Genomic DNA, 15539 nt, shown 5'->3' with positions numbered 1-15539 from the left:
CCGTCGCGTCAAAGGTCGGCGGGCAGCGGCTCTTTGAGCCACTGCATCGCGTTCTTTTCCAGGCTGCCGTCGGCCTTGGCCGCCACCAGAATCTGGTTAACCTTCTCCAGCAATGCCGGCTCGTTCTTGTTCACGCCCACGTAGACCGGCGAGTCCTTGAGTTTCACTTTCAGGGCCGGTACACGTTTGGGGTTGCGCTCGCTGATCGCCACCATCACCACGTTGCCGCTGGCAATCAGGTCGACCTGGCCAGCCAGGTAGGCGGCGATGGTCGAGTTGTTGTCTTCGAAACGCTTGATGGTCGCTTCTTTGGGCGCCACGGCGGTCAGCTCGATGTCTTCGATGGCGCCGCGCGTCACGCTGATGGTTTTGCCCTTGAGGTCGTCGGTGGTGCTGATGGCTGCGTCAGGCGGACCGAACACCGCCAGGTAGAACGGCGCGTAAGCCCTGGAGAAGTCGATGACCTTTTCCCGCTCGGGGTTCTTGCCCAGGCTGGAAATCACCAGGTCGACCTTGCCGGTGGTAAGGAACGGGATGCGGTTGGTGCTGTTGACCGGCGTCAACTCCAGCTTGACCTTGAGTTGGTCGGCCAGCAGCTTGGCGGTGTCGATGTCCAGGCCGCGAGGTTTCATGTCAGGGCCGACCGAGCCGAATGGCGGGAAGTCTTGAGGGACGGCGACCTTCAGGGTGCCCCGGGCGACGATATCCTCCAGACCATTGGCCTGGGCGGGTGCCTGGCTCAGCATCAGGCTGGCAAACAGGGCAGTGAGCAGGGCGCTGTAGCGCTTGGTCATGGCAACTCTCCGAAAAGGGCGAAGGGGTTTTCTGAGTTTGCTCAGTGCACAGCCCATGCCATCACCTCTCTGATCGTCTGTAACGCTGGAATTTGTTGAGGTTCGGTGGTCTTACTGGTCTGAACAGTGATGGCGCTTTTCGCACCTTTTTCGAGCGTCGACAAAACCGCGCGAGCCCCTTTGGGGCGTGGCTTGCCGACGGGCGCGAATAGCTTTACAACTAGCCGCTCAGTTGTCTGGAACCTTGAGTTTTTTATGAATTCCATCGCCCAAGCCGTACCGGAAGCGGCCCTGCAGGCCATCCGCAAACTGATCAAGGAACAGGGCTTCGCAGCGGGCGATGCATTGCCGTCCCAGCGCGACTTGGCGGTGCAGTTGGGCGTGAGCCGGGCGTCGTTGCGCGAGGCTTTGTCGTCCTTGAGTGCCTTGGGTGTGGTCAGTGTGCAGCCCGGCAAAGGCGTGTTTGTGCAGGCGGCGGAAGATCCGCCGGGGTTTGCCTGGCCCTTTGCAGCCCAGGCCTCGCCGCTGGATATCTTCCAGTTGCGCTATGCCCTGGAAGGATTTGCAGCGGGGTTGGCGGCGGTGACGCTGACTATCGATGAGTTGGACCGCCTGCAAGACAATGTCGAGGCAATGCGTAAGGTATTGAAGGCCGGCGACTTTGAAACCGCCGCCCGACTGGACTTCGAATTTCACCAACGGATTCTGTTGGCCAGCGGTAACCAGGCGATGGTGAGCATTTTGAGTGCCAGCGCCGAGGTGTTCCTGGAGAGTCAGAAACTACCGTTCATCCGACCGGAGCGGGCCATGGAAACGTGGCAGGAGCATCGCAAGATCCTGCGTGCACTGGCCCGGCGTTCCAGTGCGGCGGCGCAGAAAACCATGCAGGAACACGTACGCAATGCGGCGTTGCGCACGGGCATAGCGTTCGTGACGCCCGTAACGCCCTGAGTGGCTATACCCAAACTCATGCGTCGTCATAGCAAGAGTCAATCAGAGGCGGCTTCCTGAACGAGGGAAGGGCGGCTATGATGGGCAACGTTTTTTTTGCTTACAATCCGGAGACATCCATGAGCAACGATCTTATCAAGCACGTCACCGACGCGACCTTTGAGGCCGAAGTACTCAAGGCTGCTGGCCCGGTGCTGGTTGACTACTGGGCTGAATGGTGCGGCCCTTGCAAAATGATCGCTCCTGTCCTGGACGACATTGCAACGACCTACGAAGGCAAACTGACCATTGCCAAACTGAACATCGACGACAACCAGGAAACCCCGGCCAAGCACGGCGTGCGCGGTATCCCGACCTTGATGCTGTTCAAGAACGGTAACGTCGAGGCCACTAAAGTGGGCGCGCTGTCGAAGTCGCAACTGCAAGCTTTCCTCGACGCGAACATCTAAGCGTCGTCAAAAAAGCCCCGCAAATCGCGGGGCTTTTTCGTGAAACAGGGCTAGACGCTCCGAAACTCAGGTGGTACATTCGGCCCCGCACTGGTTTCTCCACTGCCCCCTGCAAGCCGTCGCCGACGCATTCCTTTTCGATTAGTACGCGATCCTGTCGCCTTCTCTGCGGCGCGGCCTCATTAAGCCAAAAGCTTAATTTCCCCCCTCCATAAATGATTACGTCATTCCTATATGAATCTGACTGAACTCAAGCAAAAGCCGATTACCGACCTGCTCCAATTGGCCGAAGAAATGGGCATAGAAAATATGGCCCGTTCGCGCAAGCAGGACGTGATTTTCTCCCTGCTCAAAAAGCACGCGAAAAGCGGCGAGGAAATCTCCGGTGATGGCGTGCTGGAGATTCTCCAGGACGGCTTCGGCTTCCTCCGCTCTGCAGACGCTTCCTATCTCGCCGGCCCCGATGACATCTATGTCTCGCCGAGCCAGATCCGTCGCTTCAACTTGCGTACCGGTGACACCATCGTTGGCAAGATCCGCCCTCCGAAGGAAGGCGAGCGTTATTTTGCCCTGCTCAAGGTCGACACGATCAACTTCGATCGTCCCGAGAACGCGAAAAACAAGATTCTCTTCGAGAACCTGACCCCGCTGTTCCCGACCGTGCGCATGAAGATGGAAGCCGGTAACGGTTCCACCGAAGACTTGACCGGTCGTGTTATCGACCTGTGCGCCCCGATCGGCAAAGGCCAGCGCGGCCTGATCGTCGCACCGCCGAAAGCCGGTAAGACCATCATGCTGCAGAACATTGCAGCGAACATCGCACGTAACAACCCTGAAGTTCACCTGATCGTGCTGCTGATCGATGAGCGTCCGGAAGAAGTAACCGAAATGCAGCGCACCGTGCGCGGCGAAGTGGTTGCCTCGACGTTCGATGAGCCGCCAACCCGCCACGTGCAGGTTGCCGAAATGGTGATCGAGAAGGCCAAGCGCCTGGTCGAACACAAGAAAGACGTGGTGATCCTGCTCGACTCCATCACCCGTTTGGCCCGTGCCTACAACACCGTGATCCCGAGCTCCGGCAAGGTACTCACCGGTGGTGTCGATGCCCACGCCCTGGAGAAACCAAAGCGTTTCTTTGGCGCCGCGCGGAACATCGAAGAAGGCGGCTCGCTGACCATTATCGCCACCGCGCTGGTTGAAACCGGCTCGAAGATGGACGAAGTGATCTACGAAGAGTTCAAGGGTACCGGCAACATGGAACTGCCTCTGGACCGCCGTATCGCGGAAAAGCGTGTGTTCCCTGCGATCAACATCAACCGTTCCGGCACCCGCCGCGAAGAGTTGCTGACCGCCGATGACGAACTGCAGCGCATGTGGATCTTGCGCAAGCTGCTGCACCCGATGGACGAAGTAGCCGCCATCGAGTTCCTGATCGACAAGCTGAAAACCACCAAGACCAACGATGAGTTCTTCTTGTCGATGAAGCGCAAGTAATACGACGCTTCAGGTCCAAAAAATGGCGCCCTTTGTGGCGCCATTTTTTTTGCATCGAAAAAGAGAGATTTGTGCGCTAATAGTGTCAGTTAAGAAACAAAAAGGTGGGTGCGGATACACTCACCTCCATCCGAATCAGGCTGATCGACGATTTATGACCGCTCTTGCTTACCGAAGGGACATTGATGGCTTGCGCGCCATCGCTGTCCTGGCTGTTGTGCTGTTTCATTTTGGAGTACCTGGCGTTACTGGCGGTTTTGTCGGCGTTGACGTGTTCTTCGTGATTTCAGGGTTCCTGATCACCTCGATCATCTGGCGCGAACGTCAAGCCGGGCATTTCAGTTTTGTGGAATTTTGGGCGCGGCGGGCCCGGCGTATCCTGCCGGCGTTGATTGTGATGATGTCTGCATCATTGGTCGTCGGCTGGTTTTTGATGGCGCCCAAAGACTACTCAGAGTTGGGGCGGTCGATACACAACCAGGTGATCTTCATCTCCAATCTGTTCTTCATGCGTCAGGACGGTTACTTCGACACGGCCTCCGACATGAAGCCCATGTTGCACACCTGGTCGCTGTCGGTTGAAGAGCAGTTCTACATTGCCTTTCCACTCTTGCTGGCGTTGCTGTCGAGCCGGCTGAAGCAATGGCGTGGCGCCTTGTTTGTGTTGCTGCTGGTGTCATTTGCGGCGAGCGTATGGGCGGTGTCTCGGGAACCGGACAAGGCGTTCTTCCTGCTGCCCATGCGAGCCTGGGAATTGTTGGCCGGTTCCATGCTGGCCGTCATGCCGGTGCCCGCTCGGCGGGCAAGCCCGATGCTGGCGCAAGGCGTCAGCCTGCTCAGCCTTGGCCTGATTATGGTGGCGGTATTTGGTTACGACGACCGCACCGCTTTCCCAGGGGCGGCCGCTTTGTTGCCCGTATTGGGGGTGGTGGGGCTGATTTGGGCCAACGGCCAGCAACCAACGTGGGCAGGGCGGTTGCTGGGCAGTCGCGTGCTGGTGGGTATTGGGCTGATTTCCTATTCCTGGTACCTGTGGCACTGGCCGGTGCTGGTGTTTGGCAAGTACGCCAGTATCTTTGGCCTGTCGTCCTGGGAGCTTGTGGCTCTGTTCGTTGTGAGCCTGGTGTTGGGTTATGCCTCCTGGCGGTTTGTCGAAGGGCCGTTCCGTGAGCGGCGCCTGCTGGCAGGCCGCAGGTCGATTCTGGTCGCGGGTTTCCTTGGGCTTGCCAGCCTGGGCCTGGTCGGCAAAAGCCTGGTTTGGTCGGATGGTTTTGCATCGCGGCTGCCGCCCCAGGCATTGCAATACGCCCAGGCGCGTACCTGGAGCCCCACACTCATGAGTTGCCTGTCGGACGACAAGAAAGACCCGCACCGTAAGCTGTGCCATTTTGGTCCACCGGCGAACTCGGCCCGTGCAATCGTCTGGGGTGACAGCCATGCCTCGGCGCTGATTCCGGCGTTGAAAGATGGGGCCAGCAAGTACGACTTCAGCATCACCCAGGCCGGTTATGCTGGCTGTCTGCCTTTTTACAGGAAAGAAAATACCCCAGGCTGCAGTGCGTTCAACGAGCGCGTCACCCGGTTGTTGAGCCAGGAACAGTTCAGTGATGTGGTGTTGGTCGCGCGCTGGAGCCTCTACGTTTATGGCCAGCACTCCGGTGATACAGGCGCGTCGATCCATGACCCGGAGACGGGCAAGTATGACCGTGCTATTGCCGAGCGATTGTTCTCCGAGGGGTTGAGGGCGTTGGTGCAGCAACTCCGTGCCGGCGGCCACCGAGTCTGGTTGGTCAAGGAGGTGCCGCTGCAGGATTTCAATGTGCCTTATCGACTCAGTCGCCTGGCGATGTTGGGTCGCCCGACCGACCGAGAAGGCTTGCCACTGGCCGAACACGTCCAGCGACAGGCCTATATCAGCAGCGTTTTTGCGCAAATCGCCGCGGCTGACTCGGGGGTCCAGCTCCTGGACCCGGCGCCGACGCTGTGTGCTGCCAACGGTTGGTGTCGGGTCGAACTGGGTGGCCAGTCGCTGTATACCGATGACAATCACCTTTCAAGCGTGGGCACGCGGTATGTGGAGGGGTTCCTTGAACCCCTCTTCCGCAGCTTGCGCCATGCATCCGTTGAGTCGGATGTGAGTCGCAATGACGTGCAATAAGCTGCCAGCGCTCGTAAGAGCAGGTAGGATGTACGCCTATTTTACGGGTGGCATGGTTAATGAAATTCAAGGATCTTCGGGATTTCGTGCAGCAACTTGAGCAGCGCGGAGAGTTGAAACGTATCCAGGTGCCGATTTCCCCGGTGCTGGAAATGACTGAGATTTGCGACCGTACCTTGCGTAACAAGGGCCCGGCGCTGCTGTTCGAAAACCCGACCGGCTTTGATATCCCGGTGCTCGGTAACCTGTTCGGCACGCCCGACCGCGTTGCGTTTGGCATGGGCGCCGAGTCGGTCAGCGAGCTGCGCGAGATCGGCAAGCTGCTGGCCTTCCTCAAGGAGCCCGAGCCACCCAAGGGCTTGAAGGATGCCTGGTCGAAACTGCCGATCTTCCGCAAGATCATTGCCATGGCCCCCAAAGTGGTCAAGGACGCGGTGTGCCAGGAAGTGGTTATCGAGGGTGATGATGTCGACCTGGCCATGCTGCCGGTGCAGACCTGCTGGCCGGGCGATGTCGGCCCGCTGATCACCTGGGGCCTGACCGTCACCAAAGGCCCGAACAAAGATCGTCAGAACCTGGGCATCTACCGTCAGCAAGTGATCGGCCGTAACAAAGTGATCATGCGTTGGCTGAGCCACCGTGGCGGCGCACTGGACTTCCGTGAGTGGTGCGAAAAACATCCTGGCAAGCCGTTCCCGGTGTCCGTAGCCCTGGGCGCCGACCCGGCGACCATCCTCGGCGCCGTGACCCCGGTGCCCGATAGCCTGTCCGAATATGCCTTCGCCGGCCTGCTGCGTGGCAACCGCACCGAGCTGGTGAAGTGCCGTGGCAACGACCTGCAAGTGCCAGCCACCGCTGAAATCATCCTCGAAGGCGTGATTCATCCGGGCGAAATGGCCGATGAAGGCCCTTACGGCGACCACACCGGCTACTACAACGAAGTCGACAGCTTCCCGGTGTTCACCGTCGAGCGCATCACCCACCGGATCAAGCCGATCTACCACAGCACCTACACCGGCCGGCCGCCGGATGAGCCGGCCATTCTGGGTGTGGCGCTGAACGAAGTGTTCGTGCCGATCCTGCAAAAGCAGTTCCCTGAGATCACCGACTTCTACCTGCCGCCTGAAGGCTGCTCGTACCGCATGGCCATCGTGACCATGAAGAAGTCGTACCCAGGCCATGCCAAGCGGGTAATGCTCGGCGTGTGGTCGTTTTTGCGACAGTTCATGTACACCAAGTTCGTTATTGTCACCGACGACGACATCAATGCCCGGGACTGGAACGACGTGATCTGGGCCATTACCACGCGCATGGACCCCAAGCGCGACACGGTGATGATCGACAACACGCCGATCGACTACCTGGACTTTGCTTCGCCGGTGTCGGGCCTGGGCTCGAAGATGGGCCTGGATGCCACGCACAAATGGCCGGGTGAAACCACCCGCGAGTGGGGTCGGGTGATCGTCAAGGATGAAGCCGTGACCGCGCGCGTCGATGCGATCTGGAAAGAATTGGGAATAGATTGATGCGTGTAACCCTGCAACCTTCCGGCGCGGTACTGGAGCTGGTCCCTGGCGAACGAATCCTCGAAGGCGCTCGCCGCCTGGGCTACGAGTGCCCGCAGGCGTGCCGCAATGGCGTGTGCCATGTGTGCGCTGCGCTGCTGGTGGAAGGCCGGGTGCAGCAAGCCGGCGAAGTGCGCGACCATGGTGAGTTCTACACCTGCATCGCCGAACCGCTGGAAGATTGCGTTGTGCTGTGGGATGGCGTGTTGGCGCCGGGAGAGTTGCCGTTGCGCAAGTTGTCGTGCCAATTGAGTGAGTGCGTGGAAGTCGGTGGCGATGTGTGGCGCGTGCGCCTGCGCGCGCCGGCCGGTAAAGCGCTGCGTTACCACGCCGGGCAATACTTGATGATCGAACGGGACAACGGCGAGAAGTCGGCGTTTTCGCTGGCGTCGGCGCCCCACGCCGGGCGCGAGCTGGAACTGCATGTGCTGGTGCGCGAGGACAGTGCGCGCAACCTGATCGAGCAGTTGCAGCGCAACCAGATGGCCCGTATTGAACTGCCGTTTGGTGATACGCACTTGGCTGAACTGCCGGACGGGCCGCTGGTGCTGATCGCCGCCGGTACGGGCATGGCGCAGATGCACAGCCTGATCGAGCATTGCCGCGCCTCGGGCTTCAAGCACCCGGTGCACCTGTATTGGGGCGTGCGCCGCCCGGAAGACTTCTACGAAATCGAACACTGGGACCAATGGCAGCAACTGCCCAACCTGTTCCTGCACAAAGTGGTCAGCGACCTGTGCGGTTGGGAAGGGCGTTGCGGGCTGCTGCATGAGGCTGTGTGTGAAGACATCAGCGACCTCAAGGCCGTGCATGTCTACGCCAGTGGTTCGCCGGCGATGATCTACGGCACGCTGGACGCATTGGTCGACGCCGGCATGGATGCGCATCAGATGCGCGCTGATGTGTTTGCCTACGCGCCGCGCCCTTGAACCCTTGAGCTGAACCCGTGCGGGAGCAGGCAAGCCCGCTCCCACATAGGTAGGCGGCGTTCTTAGAAACGAACGCCTGCCGTCAGCATTGCCGCATTGAAGCCCAGCAACACCAGCTCGCTGGTCACCGGGCCGAAGTGGACCCCCACAGACGGAATGATCGCCGGTGCCACGCCGTAACGGTTGAGCGGGATTTTGTCCCGATACTTGCCGCGATAGCCCTGCAGTGCACCTGCGGTCACTTTCACGTAAAACGGCGAATCGACAATATCGAAGCGCTTGCCGGCGTAGACGTAGTACGAACGCTGGCTGAACGAGTTGCGAAACGTCGCCCCGCCATACACCAGCCCTGACGCCTCGTTGCGCTCCAGGTTGATCAAATCCTGATTGTTATTGTGTTGTGAGTCCGGTGAAAAGTGCCGGGTGTAGAGGCTTGTCTGGGCGTACCAGAAGCCTTTGTCGTTTTCGGTGACAGCCTCAGAGGCCAAGGCGCTGGCGGCGTGTGCCAACAGCAGCAGGCCGCAATAAAAGTATTTCATGGTTCGACCTCGATAGTCGTTCGGATAGGCGGCTAATGTGGGGTCGCTAACGTCGTCAGTTTGGCGGTAAACGTCCTGCATGGCCTGAACCTGCGCTGAAAGCTCGGGCGCCTATGCTTATTCATTTACGGTATTACTGATGTAGGGAAAATCTCATTAAGCTATAAGCAACGGACTACCGACTATCTGCCGATAACCACTCACTGACCGCCACCGCCCGCCAGCCGGATCGATCGTACGAACTCAGAGCATTGAAGTTCTGATTGTTGATTCTTAGGGGAGCGGTATGGGGAGCAATCAAAAACACACGCTGTACTCAGCGATTTTGTCGGCCAATTTGCTGACCGCTGTGGGATTCAATCCAGTGCTTGCGAGCGAAACTGTTACCGCCGACGCACCAAAACTCGACACCGTGATCGTCACCGGCACCCGCACCCAAGAGCGCACCGCCAGTGCTTCGCTGTCACCCATCGACGTGATATCCGGCGATACCCTGCGCAGCACTGGCTCGGATGAACTGGGTGCGGTGTTGGCACGCCTGATTCCGTCGATCAATTTCCCGCGCCCAAGCCTGGTGGATGGCGCCGAACTGGTGCGCCCGGCGCAGTTGCGCGGCTTGTCGCCGGACCAGGTGTTGGTGCTGGTCAACGGCAAACGCCGCCACACCAGTGCTTTCGTCAACCTGGGCGGGGCGGTGGGGCGCGGTTCGGCGCCGGCGGATTTGAATGCCATCCCGCTGTCGGCGGTCGACCATATCGAAGTGCTGCGCGATGGCGCGTCGGCGCGTTATGGCTCGGACGCGATTGCCGGGGTGATCAACGTGATCCTCAAGCACGACGACCACGGCGGCTCAGTCTCGACCAAGTTCGGCGAGTACAAGAAGGGCGACGGCATCCAGCGCAACGTCAGCGGCAATACCGGGTTTGCCTTGGGTGACAACGGCTTTATCAACGTCTCGGGCGAGGGTGCCGACAACGACTACACCAACCGCGCCGGTGACGATTTCCGTCCTGGCAGCGTGGGTTCCACCACCTATGGCCAGCGCGTGTTCCGTCAGGGCGAGCCGGCCACCAATGAAGGCAAATTCCAGTTCAACTCCGAATATTCCTTCAACGATGCGGCCGAGTTCTACACCTTCGGCGGCTACAGCAAGCGCCGTGGCGAGACAGCAGCGTTCTATCGGGCGAGCAACGCGTCCAACAACATTCCGGCGCTGAACCCCAATGGCTATCTGCCGCTGATCAAGGGCAATCTGGAGGACACGTCCTTGGTGGTCGGTCTGCGCGGCTTGCTGGCCTACGATTGGCATTACGACCTGTCGGCCAACTACGGCAAGAACCAGTACGAACTGGGCACCGAAACCATCAACACCTCACTCGGCCTGGCCACGCCGCGCAAATTTAACAACGGCACCTTGAGCAACGATCAGCGCCAGGTCAGCCTGGACCTGTCCCGTGAGTTCGACGTGGGCTTCCTGCCTTACCCGGTGTCGGTGGCTTTTGGCGGCGAATACCTGCGCCAGGGTTATGAAATCGACGCCGGCGACCCGGCGTCCTACTACCAGACCGGCAGCTCGGGCCTGGGTGGTTTCCGTGATGCCGATGCCGGCAGCAGTTCACGGCATAACTGGGCCCAGTACCTGGACCTGGAAACCAACTTCACCGAAAAACTCAGCGCGTCGGCCGCCGTGCGTCATGAGGACTACAGCGACTTTGGCTCCAATGTCAGCGGCTCGCTGTCGGCCCGCTATGACTTCACCCCGCAAGTGGCCTTGCGCGGCAGCATCTCCAACGGCTTTCGTGCGCCTTCCCTGGCCCAGCAGAACTTTGCCTACACCTCGTCACAGTTGATCGGCAGCACCATTCAGGAGGCCGGCACCTTCCCGGCGAACAGCCAGGTGGCCCGCTTGCTGGGCGCCGAAGACCTGAAAGCCGAGAAGTCGCGTAACTACAGCCTTGGCCTGGTGCTCGAACCTGCCGATGACCTGACCGTGACACTCGACGTGTACCGCATCGACATCCGCGACCGCATCAGCCTGTCGTCCAACCTCAATCTCAACCCGGCCACCATTGCCTACCTGCAAGCCAACGGTGTCGGCAACATCAACTACACCAGTGCCCGCTATTTCACCAACGCCACCGACACCCGTACCGACGGCGTCGATCTGGTGGCCAACTACCGTTACTCGTTCGACAATGGCATCCGCTGGAACAGCACGGTTGGCTACAACTACAACCACACGAAGGTGACGGACGTGAAGGCCAACCCGGCCATTCTCGACAGCCTGGGCGCCAACCTGGTGCGGGTGGACCGCCGCGAGCGTATCGGTTTGCTCGGCGACACCACTCCTCAGCACAAGCTGAGCCTGGGTAACGATTTCACCTATGGCCGCTGGGCACTGCACAGCAATCTGGTGCGCTACGGCGAATTCACCAGTTACCAGGCGGACACAATCAACGACCAGACCTTCAAGGCGGCCTGGGTACTGGACCTGTCGGCGGACTACACGCTCAAGAGCTGGACCTTCACCCTGGGCGGCGACAACGTCACCGATAAATACCCGGAGAAGGTCAATGCCTACGCCAGCAGCGGCGGCAACCTCGCCTATAGCACTTTTTCGCCGTACGGTTACAGCGGCGCGTTTTATTACGGTAAAGTTGCTTACAACTGGTAACACGCAGGAGACCTAAGCGATCCGCCATGACCGTTATTGAAACCGATCTGTTGCAATTGGCTTACCCTCCGCGGCTCGATCTGGGGCCGCAACTGACTCACGAGCAATTAATGAGTTCGATGCAGGCCACCATGGCCAAGCATAAGGGTGGGCCGGTCTGGCTATTCGCTTATGGTTCGCTGATCTGGCGTCCGGAATGCTCGTCGACCCAGCGCATGCGTGCACGGGTTCACGGTTATCACCGGGGTTTGTACCTGTGGTCACACGAGCATCGAGGCACGCCGGAGTCACCGGGGTTGGTGTTCGGCCTGGATCGCGGCGGTTCTTGCAGCGGGTTTGCCTACCGTTTGCCGGAAGACCAGCTTGAGGCCTCGCTGTATGCCTTGTGGCAGCGTGAGATGCCTTACCCGTCGTACCGGCCGCACTGGCTCAGTTGCCGCTTGGAAGATGGCAGCCAGGTACAGGCGTTGGGGTTTGTGCTGGAGCGGCACTTGCCCAGCTATGCCGGCAACCTGCCCGATATCGTGCTTAATCACGTGTTGGAAAGCGCTTGCGGGCGTTACGGCACCACTCGCGATTATGTCGAGCAGACCGTGAACGCCCTGCGTAGCCACGCCATGCCAGATAAAAACCTGGAGGCGCGGCTCAAGCGTTGTGCCAAAGACTGCGGCGGGAATTAACGCGCCGAGCTGACGCTGTTGGTGTGCCACAGCGTTGGGATCAGGAACGCAATCGCCAGCAGGCATGCGCCCACCAGCAACACAAAACCACCGTCCCAGCCGAAGTGGTCCACGGTGTAGCCCATGGCCGCACTGGCTGCCACCGAACCACCCAGGTAACCGAACAGGCCCGTGAAGCCCGCAGCGGTGCCCGCCGCTTTTTTCGGTGCCAGCTCCAGCGCCTGCAGGCCGATCAGCATCACCGGGCCGTAGATCAGGAAGCCGATGGAGAACAGCGCGATCATGTCGACCATCGGGTTGCCTGGCGGGTTGAGCCAGTAAACCAGGGTCGCCACGGTGACCAACGCCATGAACACGATGCCGGTCAGGCCTCGGTTGCCACGGAAGATCTTGTCCGACATCCAGCCGCACAGCAGCGTGCCCGGAATGCCCGCCCACTCGTAGAAGAAGTACGCCCACGAGGTTTTATCCACGTCGAAGTGCTTGGCTTCCTTAAGGTAAGTCGGCGCCCAGTCCAATACGCCGTAGCGCAGCAGGTAAACGAAGACGTTGGCGAAGGCGATGTACCAGAGCATTTTGTTGCGCAGCACGTACTTGACGAAGATTTCCTTGGCGCTGAATTCGTCTTCGTGGCTGGCGTTGTAGCCTTCCGGGTAGTCGTTCTTGTATTGCTCGATAGGCGGCAGGCCGACCGATTGCGGGGTGTCGCGCATGGTGATGAAGGCAAACGCCGCCACTGCCAATGCCACGGTCGCCGGCACATAGAACGCTGCGTGCCAGTCGTTGAACCACGCCATGCCCAGCAGGAACAGCGGGCCGATCAGGCCGCCGCCGACGTTGTGCGCCACGTTCCACACCGACACCACACCGCCGCGTTCTTTCTGCGACCACCAGTGCACCATGGTGCGTCCACTTGGCGGCCAGCCCATGCCCTGGGCCCAGCCGTTGATGAACAGCAGAATGAACATCATGGTCACGCTGGACGTTGCCCAAGGTGCGAAACCGAAAATGAACATCACGCCCGCCGATATCAGCAGGCCGAAGGGCAGGAAATAGCGTGGGTTGGAGCGGTCGGACACCAGGCCCATCAAGAACTTGGACAAGCCGTAGGCGATCGCAATGGCCGACATCGCCAGGCCCAGCTCACCCCGGGTGTAACCCTCGTCGATCAAGTACGGCATGGCCAGCGAGAAGTTTTTGCGCAGCAGGTAATACCCGGCGTAACCGAAGAAAATACCGGCGAAGATCTGCCAGCGCAGTCGTCGGTAGGTACTGTCTATTTTTTCTTCAGGCAGGGGCGCCTGGTGTGCGGCAGGACGAAAGAAAGCAAACATTCAAGAGCTCCAAATTTCTTGTTTTGACTGCGGATGCGAATGTTACAGTTTCGTTACCGAAAATAGCATTGCCTCTTATCCGCAAACACAGGAAATCCGAGCGATTGCATGTTCTCTTACGAACATGTCGCGAATAGATAAGTATGGGCCGTAATCAGCTTCTTCGAAGCACTGGAGATCAAAATGTGGGAGCTGGCTTGCCTGCGATTGCGGTCTGTCAGCTGCATTTGTTGGAGCTGACTCACCGCAATCGCAGGCAAGCCAGCTCCCACATTGACCGCGTTTCAAATCATTACCGGATCTGAACGACGACCTTGCCCACCGCCTTGCGCTGCCCCAGGTCGTTGATCGCGTGGGCAGCCTGCTCCAGCGGATACACCTGCGACACCAACGGCTTCAACTTGCCCTCAGCGTACCACGTGAACAACTGCTGGAAGTTCGCCGCATTGTCCTGCGGCTGGCGCTGGGCGAACGAACCCCAGAACACTCCGACCACGGACGCACCCTTGAGCAGCGCCAGGTTCACCGGCAGCTCGGGAATGCGCCCGCTGGCAAAGCCCACCACCAACAGACGGCCGTTCCAGGCGATGCCACGCACCGCTTGGTCAAACAGATCGCCGCCGACCGGGTCGTAGATCACATCGACACCGTTGCCGTCGGTCAGGCGCTTGATTTCGTCCTTCAGGTTGGCTTCGCTGTAGTTGATCAACTCGTCCGCACCGGCGGCCTTGGCCACGGCCAGTTTGTCCGCACTGCTGGCAGCGGCGATTACCCGGGCGCCCATGGCTTTGCCGATTTCCACGGCCGCCAGGCCCACGCCACCGGAGGCACCGAGTACCAACAGGGTTTCGCCCGGTTGCAGGTTGGCCCTTTGTTTCAAGGCGTGCATCGAGGTGCCGTAGGTCATGCTGAAAGCCGCGGCGGTGTTGAAATCCATGCTCGGCGGGATTGGCAGCACGTTGTAGCCCGGCACGGCGACCTGCTCGGCAAAGCTGCCCCAGCCGGTCAGGGCCATGACCCGGTCGCCGACTTTCAGGTGGCTGACTTTTTCCCCGACTTCACTGACCACCCCGGCCGCTTCGCCACCCGGCGAGAACGGGAAGGGCGGTTTGAACTGGTATTTGCCCTCGATGATCAGGGTGTCCGGGAAATTGACCCCGGCCGCGTGCACGTCCAACAGGATTTCGTTCTTCTTGATCGCCGGGCTGGCGATCTCTTCCAGCACCAGGGTTTCGGCGGGGCCGAAGGCTTTGCACAGCACAGCTTTCATCGGACTATTCCTTTTGGCGTCGTGGCCGATAAGTGTAGGAGGGTACGCCCGTGGGTCAACGAGCATGCCCGGGCCTGATAAGTCGCCATAAGCTTGTGCTCAGCCTTGCTAGCGTTATGCTACCCGGCAACCGAATTTGAGGAATGAACTGTGAAAGCGTGGATCCTGTTGATGCTCGCCCTGACCTTGCCGATGGCAGCCCAGGCCGAAGAAGCGAAAGAAGGCGAGGCACCCAAGGTCAGCTATTACAGCTTGAACCCGCCCTTCGTGGGCAACTACGGCCTGGATGGCACAACAAAACTCAAGGTGTTCAAGGCCGATATCGCCTTGCGTGTGACCGGCCCCGAAGCCCTTGCCGCGGTCAAAGCCAACGAGCCATTGATTCGTAACCAACTGGTGGGGCTGTTCACCCAGCAGACCAACGAAGCGATGAGTACGGTCGAAGGCAAAGAAAAACTGCGCCAGCAAGCCCTGAAGCAAACCCAGCAAGTCATGAACGACGAAACCGGCAAGCCGGTGGTGGAAGACCTGTTGTTCAACAACTTGATCATCCAGTAACGGGTCCTTGTGGCGAGCGGGCTTGCCCCGCGTTGGGTGGCGAAGCCGCCCGAAAACCCTGCGCCTCGGTACACCTGAAACACTGTGGTGAATTTGAAGGGGGCTGCTGCGCAGCCCAACGCGGGGCAAGCCCGTTCGTCACCG

General features: G+C 59.7%; 13 protein-coding genes. 9 read left to right on the top strand and 4 right to left on the bottom strand.

Annotated elements, in window-relative coordinates:
* Positions 1-8 precede the first annotated feature (8 nt).
* Complete coding sequence (locus CPH89_RS08890; protein WP_053258594.1) at positions 9-794, bottom strand: transporter substrate-binding domain-containing protein; 786 nt, start codon at positions 792-794, stop codon at positions 9-11.
* Between the two features lie 255 nt (positions 795-1049).
* Here CPH89_RS08890 and CPH89_RS08885 point away from each other — a divergent pair, with 255 nt between their 5' ends.
* From CPH89_RS08885 to CPH89_RS08860, 6 genes are all read left to right on the top strand, one after another.
* Entirely contained in the window at positions 1050-1745 is a 696-nt protein-coding gene (locus CPH89_RS08885) for a FadR/GntR family transcriptional regulator (RefSeq protein WP_053258593.1), read from the top strand.
* A 119-nt stretch (positions 1746-1864) separates the two neighbouring features.
* The gene (trxA, locus tag CPH89_RS08880) at positions 1865-2194 is read left to right on the top strand and encodes a thioredoxin TrxA (RefSeq protein WP_015886460.1); all 330 of its coding nucleotides are present in this window, start codon (positions 1865-1867) and stop codon (positions 2192-2194) included.
* A 234-nt stretch (positions 2195-2428) separates the two neighbouring features.
* Entirely contained in the window at positions 2429-3688 is a 1260-nt protein-coding gene (rho, locus tag CPH89_RS08875) for a transcription termination factor Rho (RefSeq protein ID WP_003176825.1), read from the top strand.
* 154 nt (positions 3689-3842) lie between these two features.
* Positions 3843-5846: an acyltransferase family protein gene (locus tag CPH89_RS08870; protein WP_053258592.1), complete on the top strand. Its 2004-nt coding sequence runs from the start codon at positions 3843-3845 to the stop codon at positions 5844-5846.
* Positions 5847-5905: 59 nt separating this feature from the next.
* On the top strand, positions 5906-7372 hold the full coding sequence (gene ubiD / locus CPH89_RS08865) for a 4-hydroxy-3-polyprenylbenzoate decarboxylase (RefSeq protein ID WP_053258591.1): 1467 nt from the start codon (positions 5906-5908) through the stop codon (positions 7370-7372).
* A complete protein-coding gene (locus tag CPH89_RS08860) occupies positions 7372-8340 on the top strand; it encodes a CDP-6-deoxy-delta-3,4-glucoseen reductase (RefSeq protein WP_053258590.1) in 969 nt (322 codons plus the stop codon). The genes ubiD and CPH89_RS08860 overlap by 1 nt, the downstream gene beginning before the upstream one ends.
* Before the next feature lie 62 nt (positions 8341-8402).
* Here the strand turns inward: CPH89_RS08860 and CPH89_RS08855 are convergent, their stop codons facing one another.
* Positions 8403-8879 carry a hypothetical protein gene (locus tag CPH89_RS08855; RefSeq protein ID WP_053258589.1) on the bottom strand — a complete coding sequence of 159 codons (477 nt, stop codon included), beginning with the start codon at positions 8877-8879 and terminating at the stop codon, positions 8403-8405.
* A gap of 286 nt (positions 8880-9165) precedes the next feature.
* Between CPH89_RS08855 and CPH89_RS08850 the strand changes: the two genes are divergently transcribed.
* Together CPH89_RS08850 and CPH89_RS08845 are read left to right on the top strand one after the other, a co-directional pair.
* Positions 9166-11553, top strand: a complete 2388-nt coding sequence (locus CPH89_RS08850; protein WP_053258588.1) for a TonB-dependent receptor plug domain-containing protein — start codon at positions 9166-9168, stop codon at positions 11551-11553.
* Positions 11554-11579: 26 nt separating this feature from the next.
* Entirely contained in the window at positions 11580-12233 is a 654-nt protein-coding gene (locus CPH89_RS08845; protein ID WP_053258587.1) for a gamma-glutamylcyclotransferase, read from the top strand.
* Here the strand turns inward: CPH89_RS08845 and glpT are convergent.
* Positions 12230-13567: a glycerol-3-phosphate transporter gene (gene glpT, locus CPH89_RS08840; protein WP_053258586.1), complete on the bottom strand. Its 1338-nt coding sequence runs from the start codon at positions 13565-13567 to the stop codon at positions 12230-12232. The two genes, CPH89_RS08845 and glpT, sit on opposite strands and share 4 nt — an antisense overlap.
* 292 nt (positions 13568-13859) lie before the next feature.
* Positions 13860-14837: an NADPH:quinone oxidoreductase family protein gene (locus CPH89_RS08835; protein WP_053258585.1), complete on the bottom strand. Its 978-nt coding sequence runs from the start codon at positions 14835-14837 to the stop codon at positions 13860-13862.
* 150 nt (positions 14838-14987) lie between these two features.
* Between CPH89_RS08835 and CPH89_RS08830 the strand changes: the two genes are divergently transcribed.
* Positions 14988-15395: a flagellar basal body-associated protein FliL gene (locus tag CPH89_RS08830; RefSeq protein WP_053258584.1), complete on the top strand. Its 408-nt coding sequence runs from the start codon at positions 14988-14990 to the stop codon at positions 15393-15395.
* Positions 15396-15539: the final 144 nt, after the last annotated feature.

Source organism: Pseudomonas fluorescens (assembly GCF_900215245.1).
Classification (GTDB): domain Bacteria; phylum Pseudomonadota; class Gammaproteobacteria; order Pseudomonadales; family Pseudomonadaceae; genus Aquipseudomonas; species Aquipseudomonas fluorescens.
This window is presented reverse-complemented; position numbering and strand designations above follow the sequence as displayed.

Excerpts from the sequence above, each read along its gene's own strand:
- CPH89_RS08890 (WP_053258594.1), bottom strand. The coding sequence starts at position 794 with ATGACCAAGCGCTACAGCGCCCTGCTCACTGCCCTGTTTGCCAGCCTG.
- CPH89_RS08885 (WP_053258593.1), top strand. The coding sequence starts at position 1,050 with ATGAATTCCATCGCCCAAGCCGTACCGGAAGCGGCCCTGCAGGCCATC.
- trxA (WP_015886460.1), top strand. The coding sequence starts at position 1,865 with ATGAGCAACGATCTTATCAAGCACGTCACCGACGCGACCTTTGAGGCC.
- rho (WP_003176825.1), top strand. The coding sequence starts at position 2,429 with ATGAATCTGACTGAACTCAAGCAAAAGCCGATTACCGACCTGCTCCAA.
- CPH89_RS08870 (WP_053258592.1), top strand. The coding sequence starts at position 3,843 with ATGACCGCTCTTGCTTACCGAAGGGACATTGATGGCTTGCGCGCCATC.
- ubiD (WP_053258591.1), top strand. The coding sequence starts at position 5,906 with ATGAAATTCAAGGATCTTCGGGATTTCGTGCAGCAACTTGAGCAGCGC.
- CPH89_RS08860 (WP_053258590.1), top strand. The coding sequence starts at position 7,372 with ATGCGTGTAACCCTGCAACCTTCCGGCGCGGTACTGGAGCTGGTCCCT.
- CPH89_RS08855 (WP_053258589.1), bottom strand. The coding sequence starts at position 8,879 with ATGAAATACTTTTATTGCGGCCTGCTGCTGTTGGCACACGCCGCCAGC.
- CPH89_RS08850 (WP_053258588.1), top strand. The coding sequence starts at position 9,166 with ATGGGGAGCAATCAAAAACACACGCTGTACTCAGCGATTTTGTCGGCC.
- CPH89_RS08845 (WP_053258587.1), top strand. The coding sequence starts at position 11,580 with ATGACCGTTATTGAAACCGATCTGTTGCAATTGGCTTACCCTCCGCGG.
- glpT (WP_053258586.1), bottom strand. The coding sequence starts at position 13,567 with ATGTTTGCTTTCTTTCGTCCTGCCGCACACCAGGCGCCCCTGCCTGAA.
- CPH89_RS08835 (WP_053258585.1), bottom strand. The coding sequence starts at position 14,837 with ATGAAAGCTGTGCTGTGCAAAGCCTTCGGCCCCGCCGAAACCCTGGTG.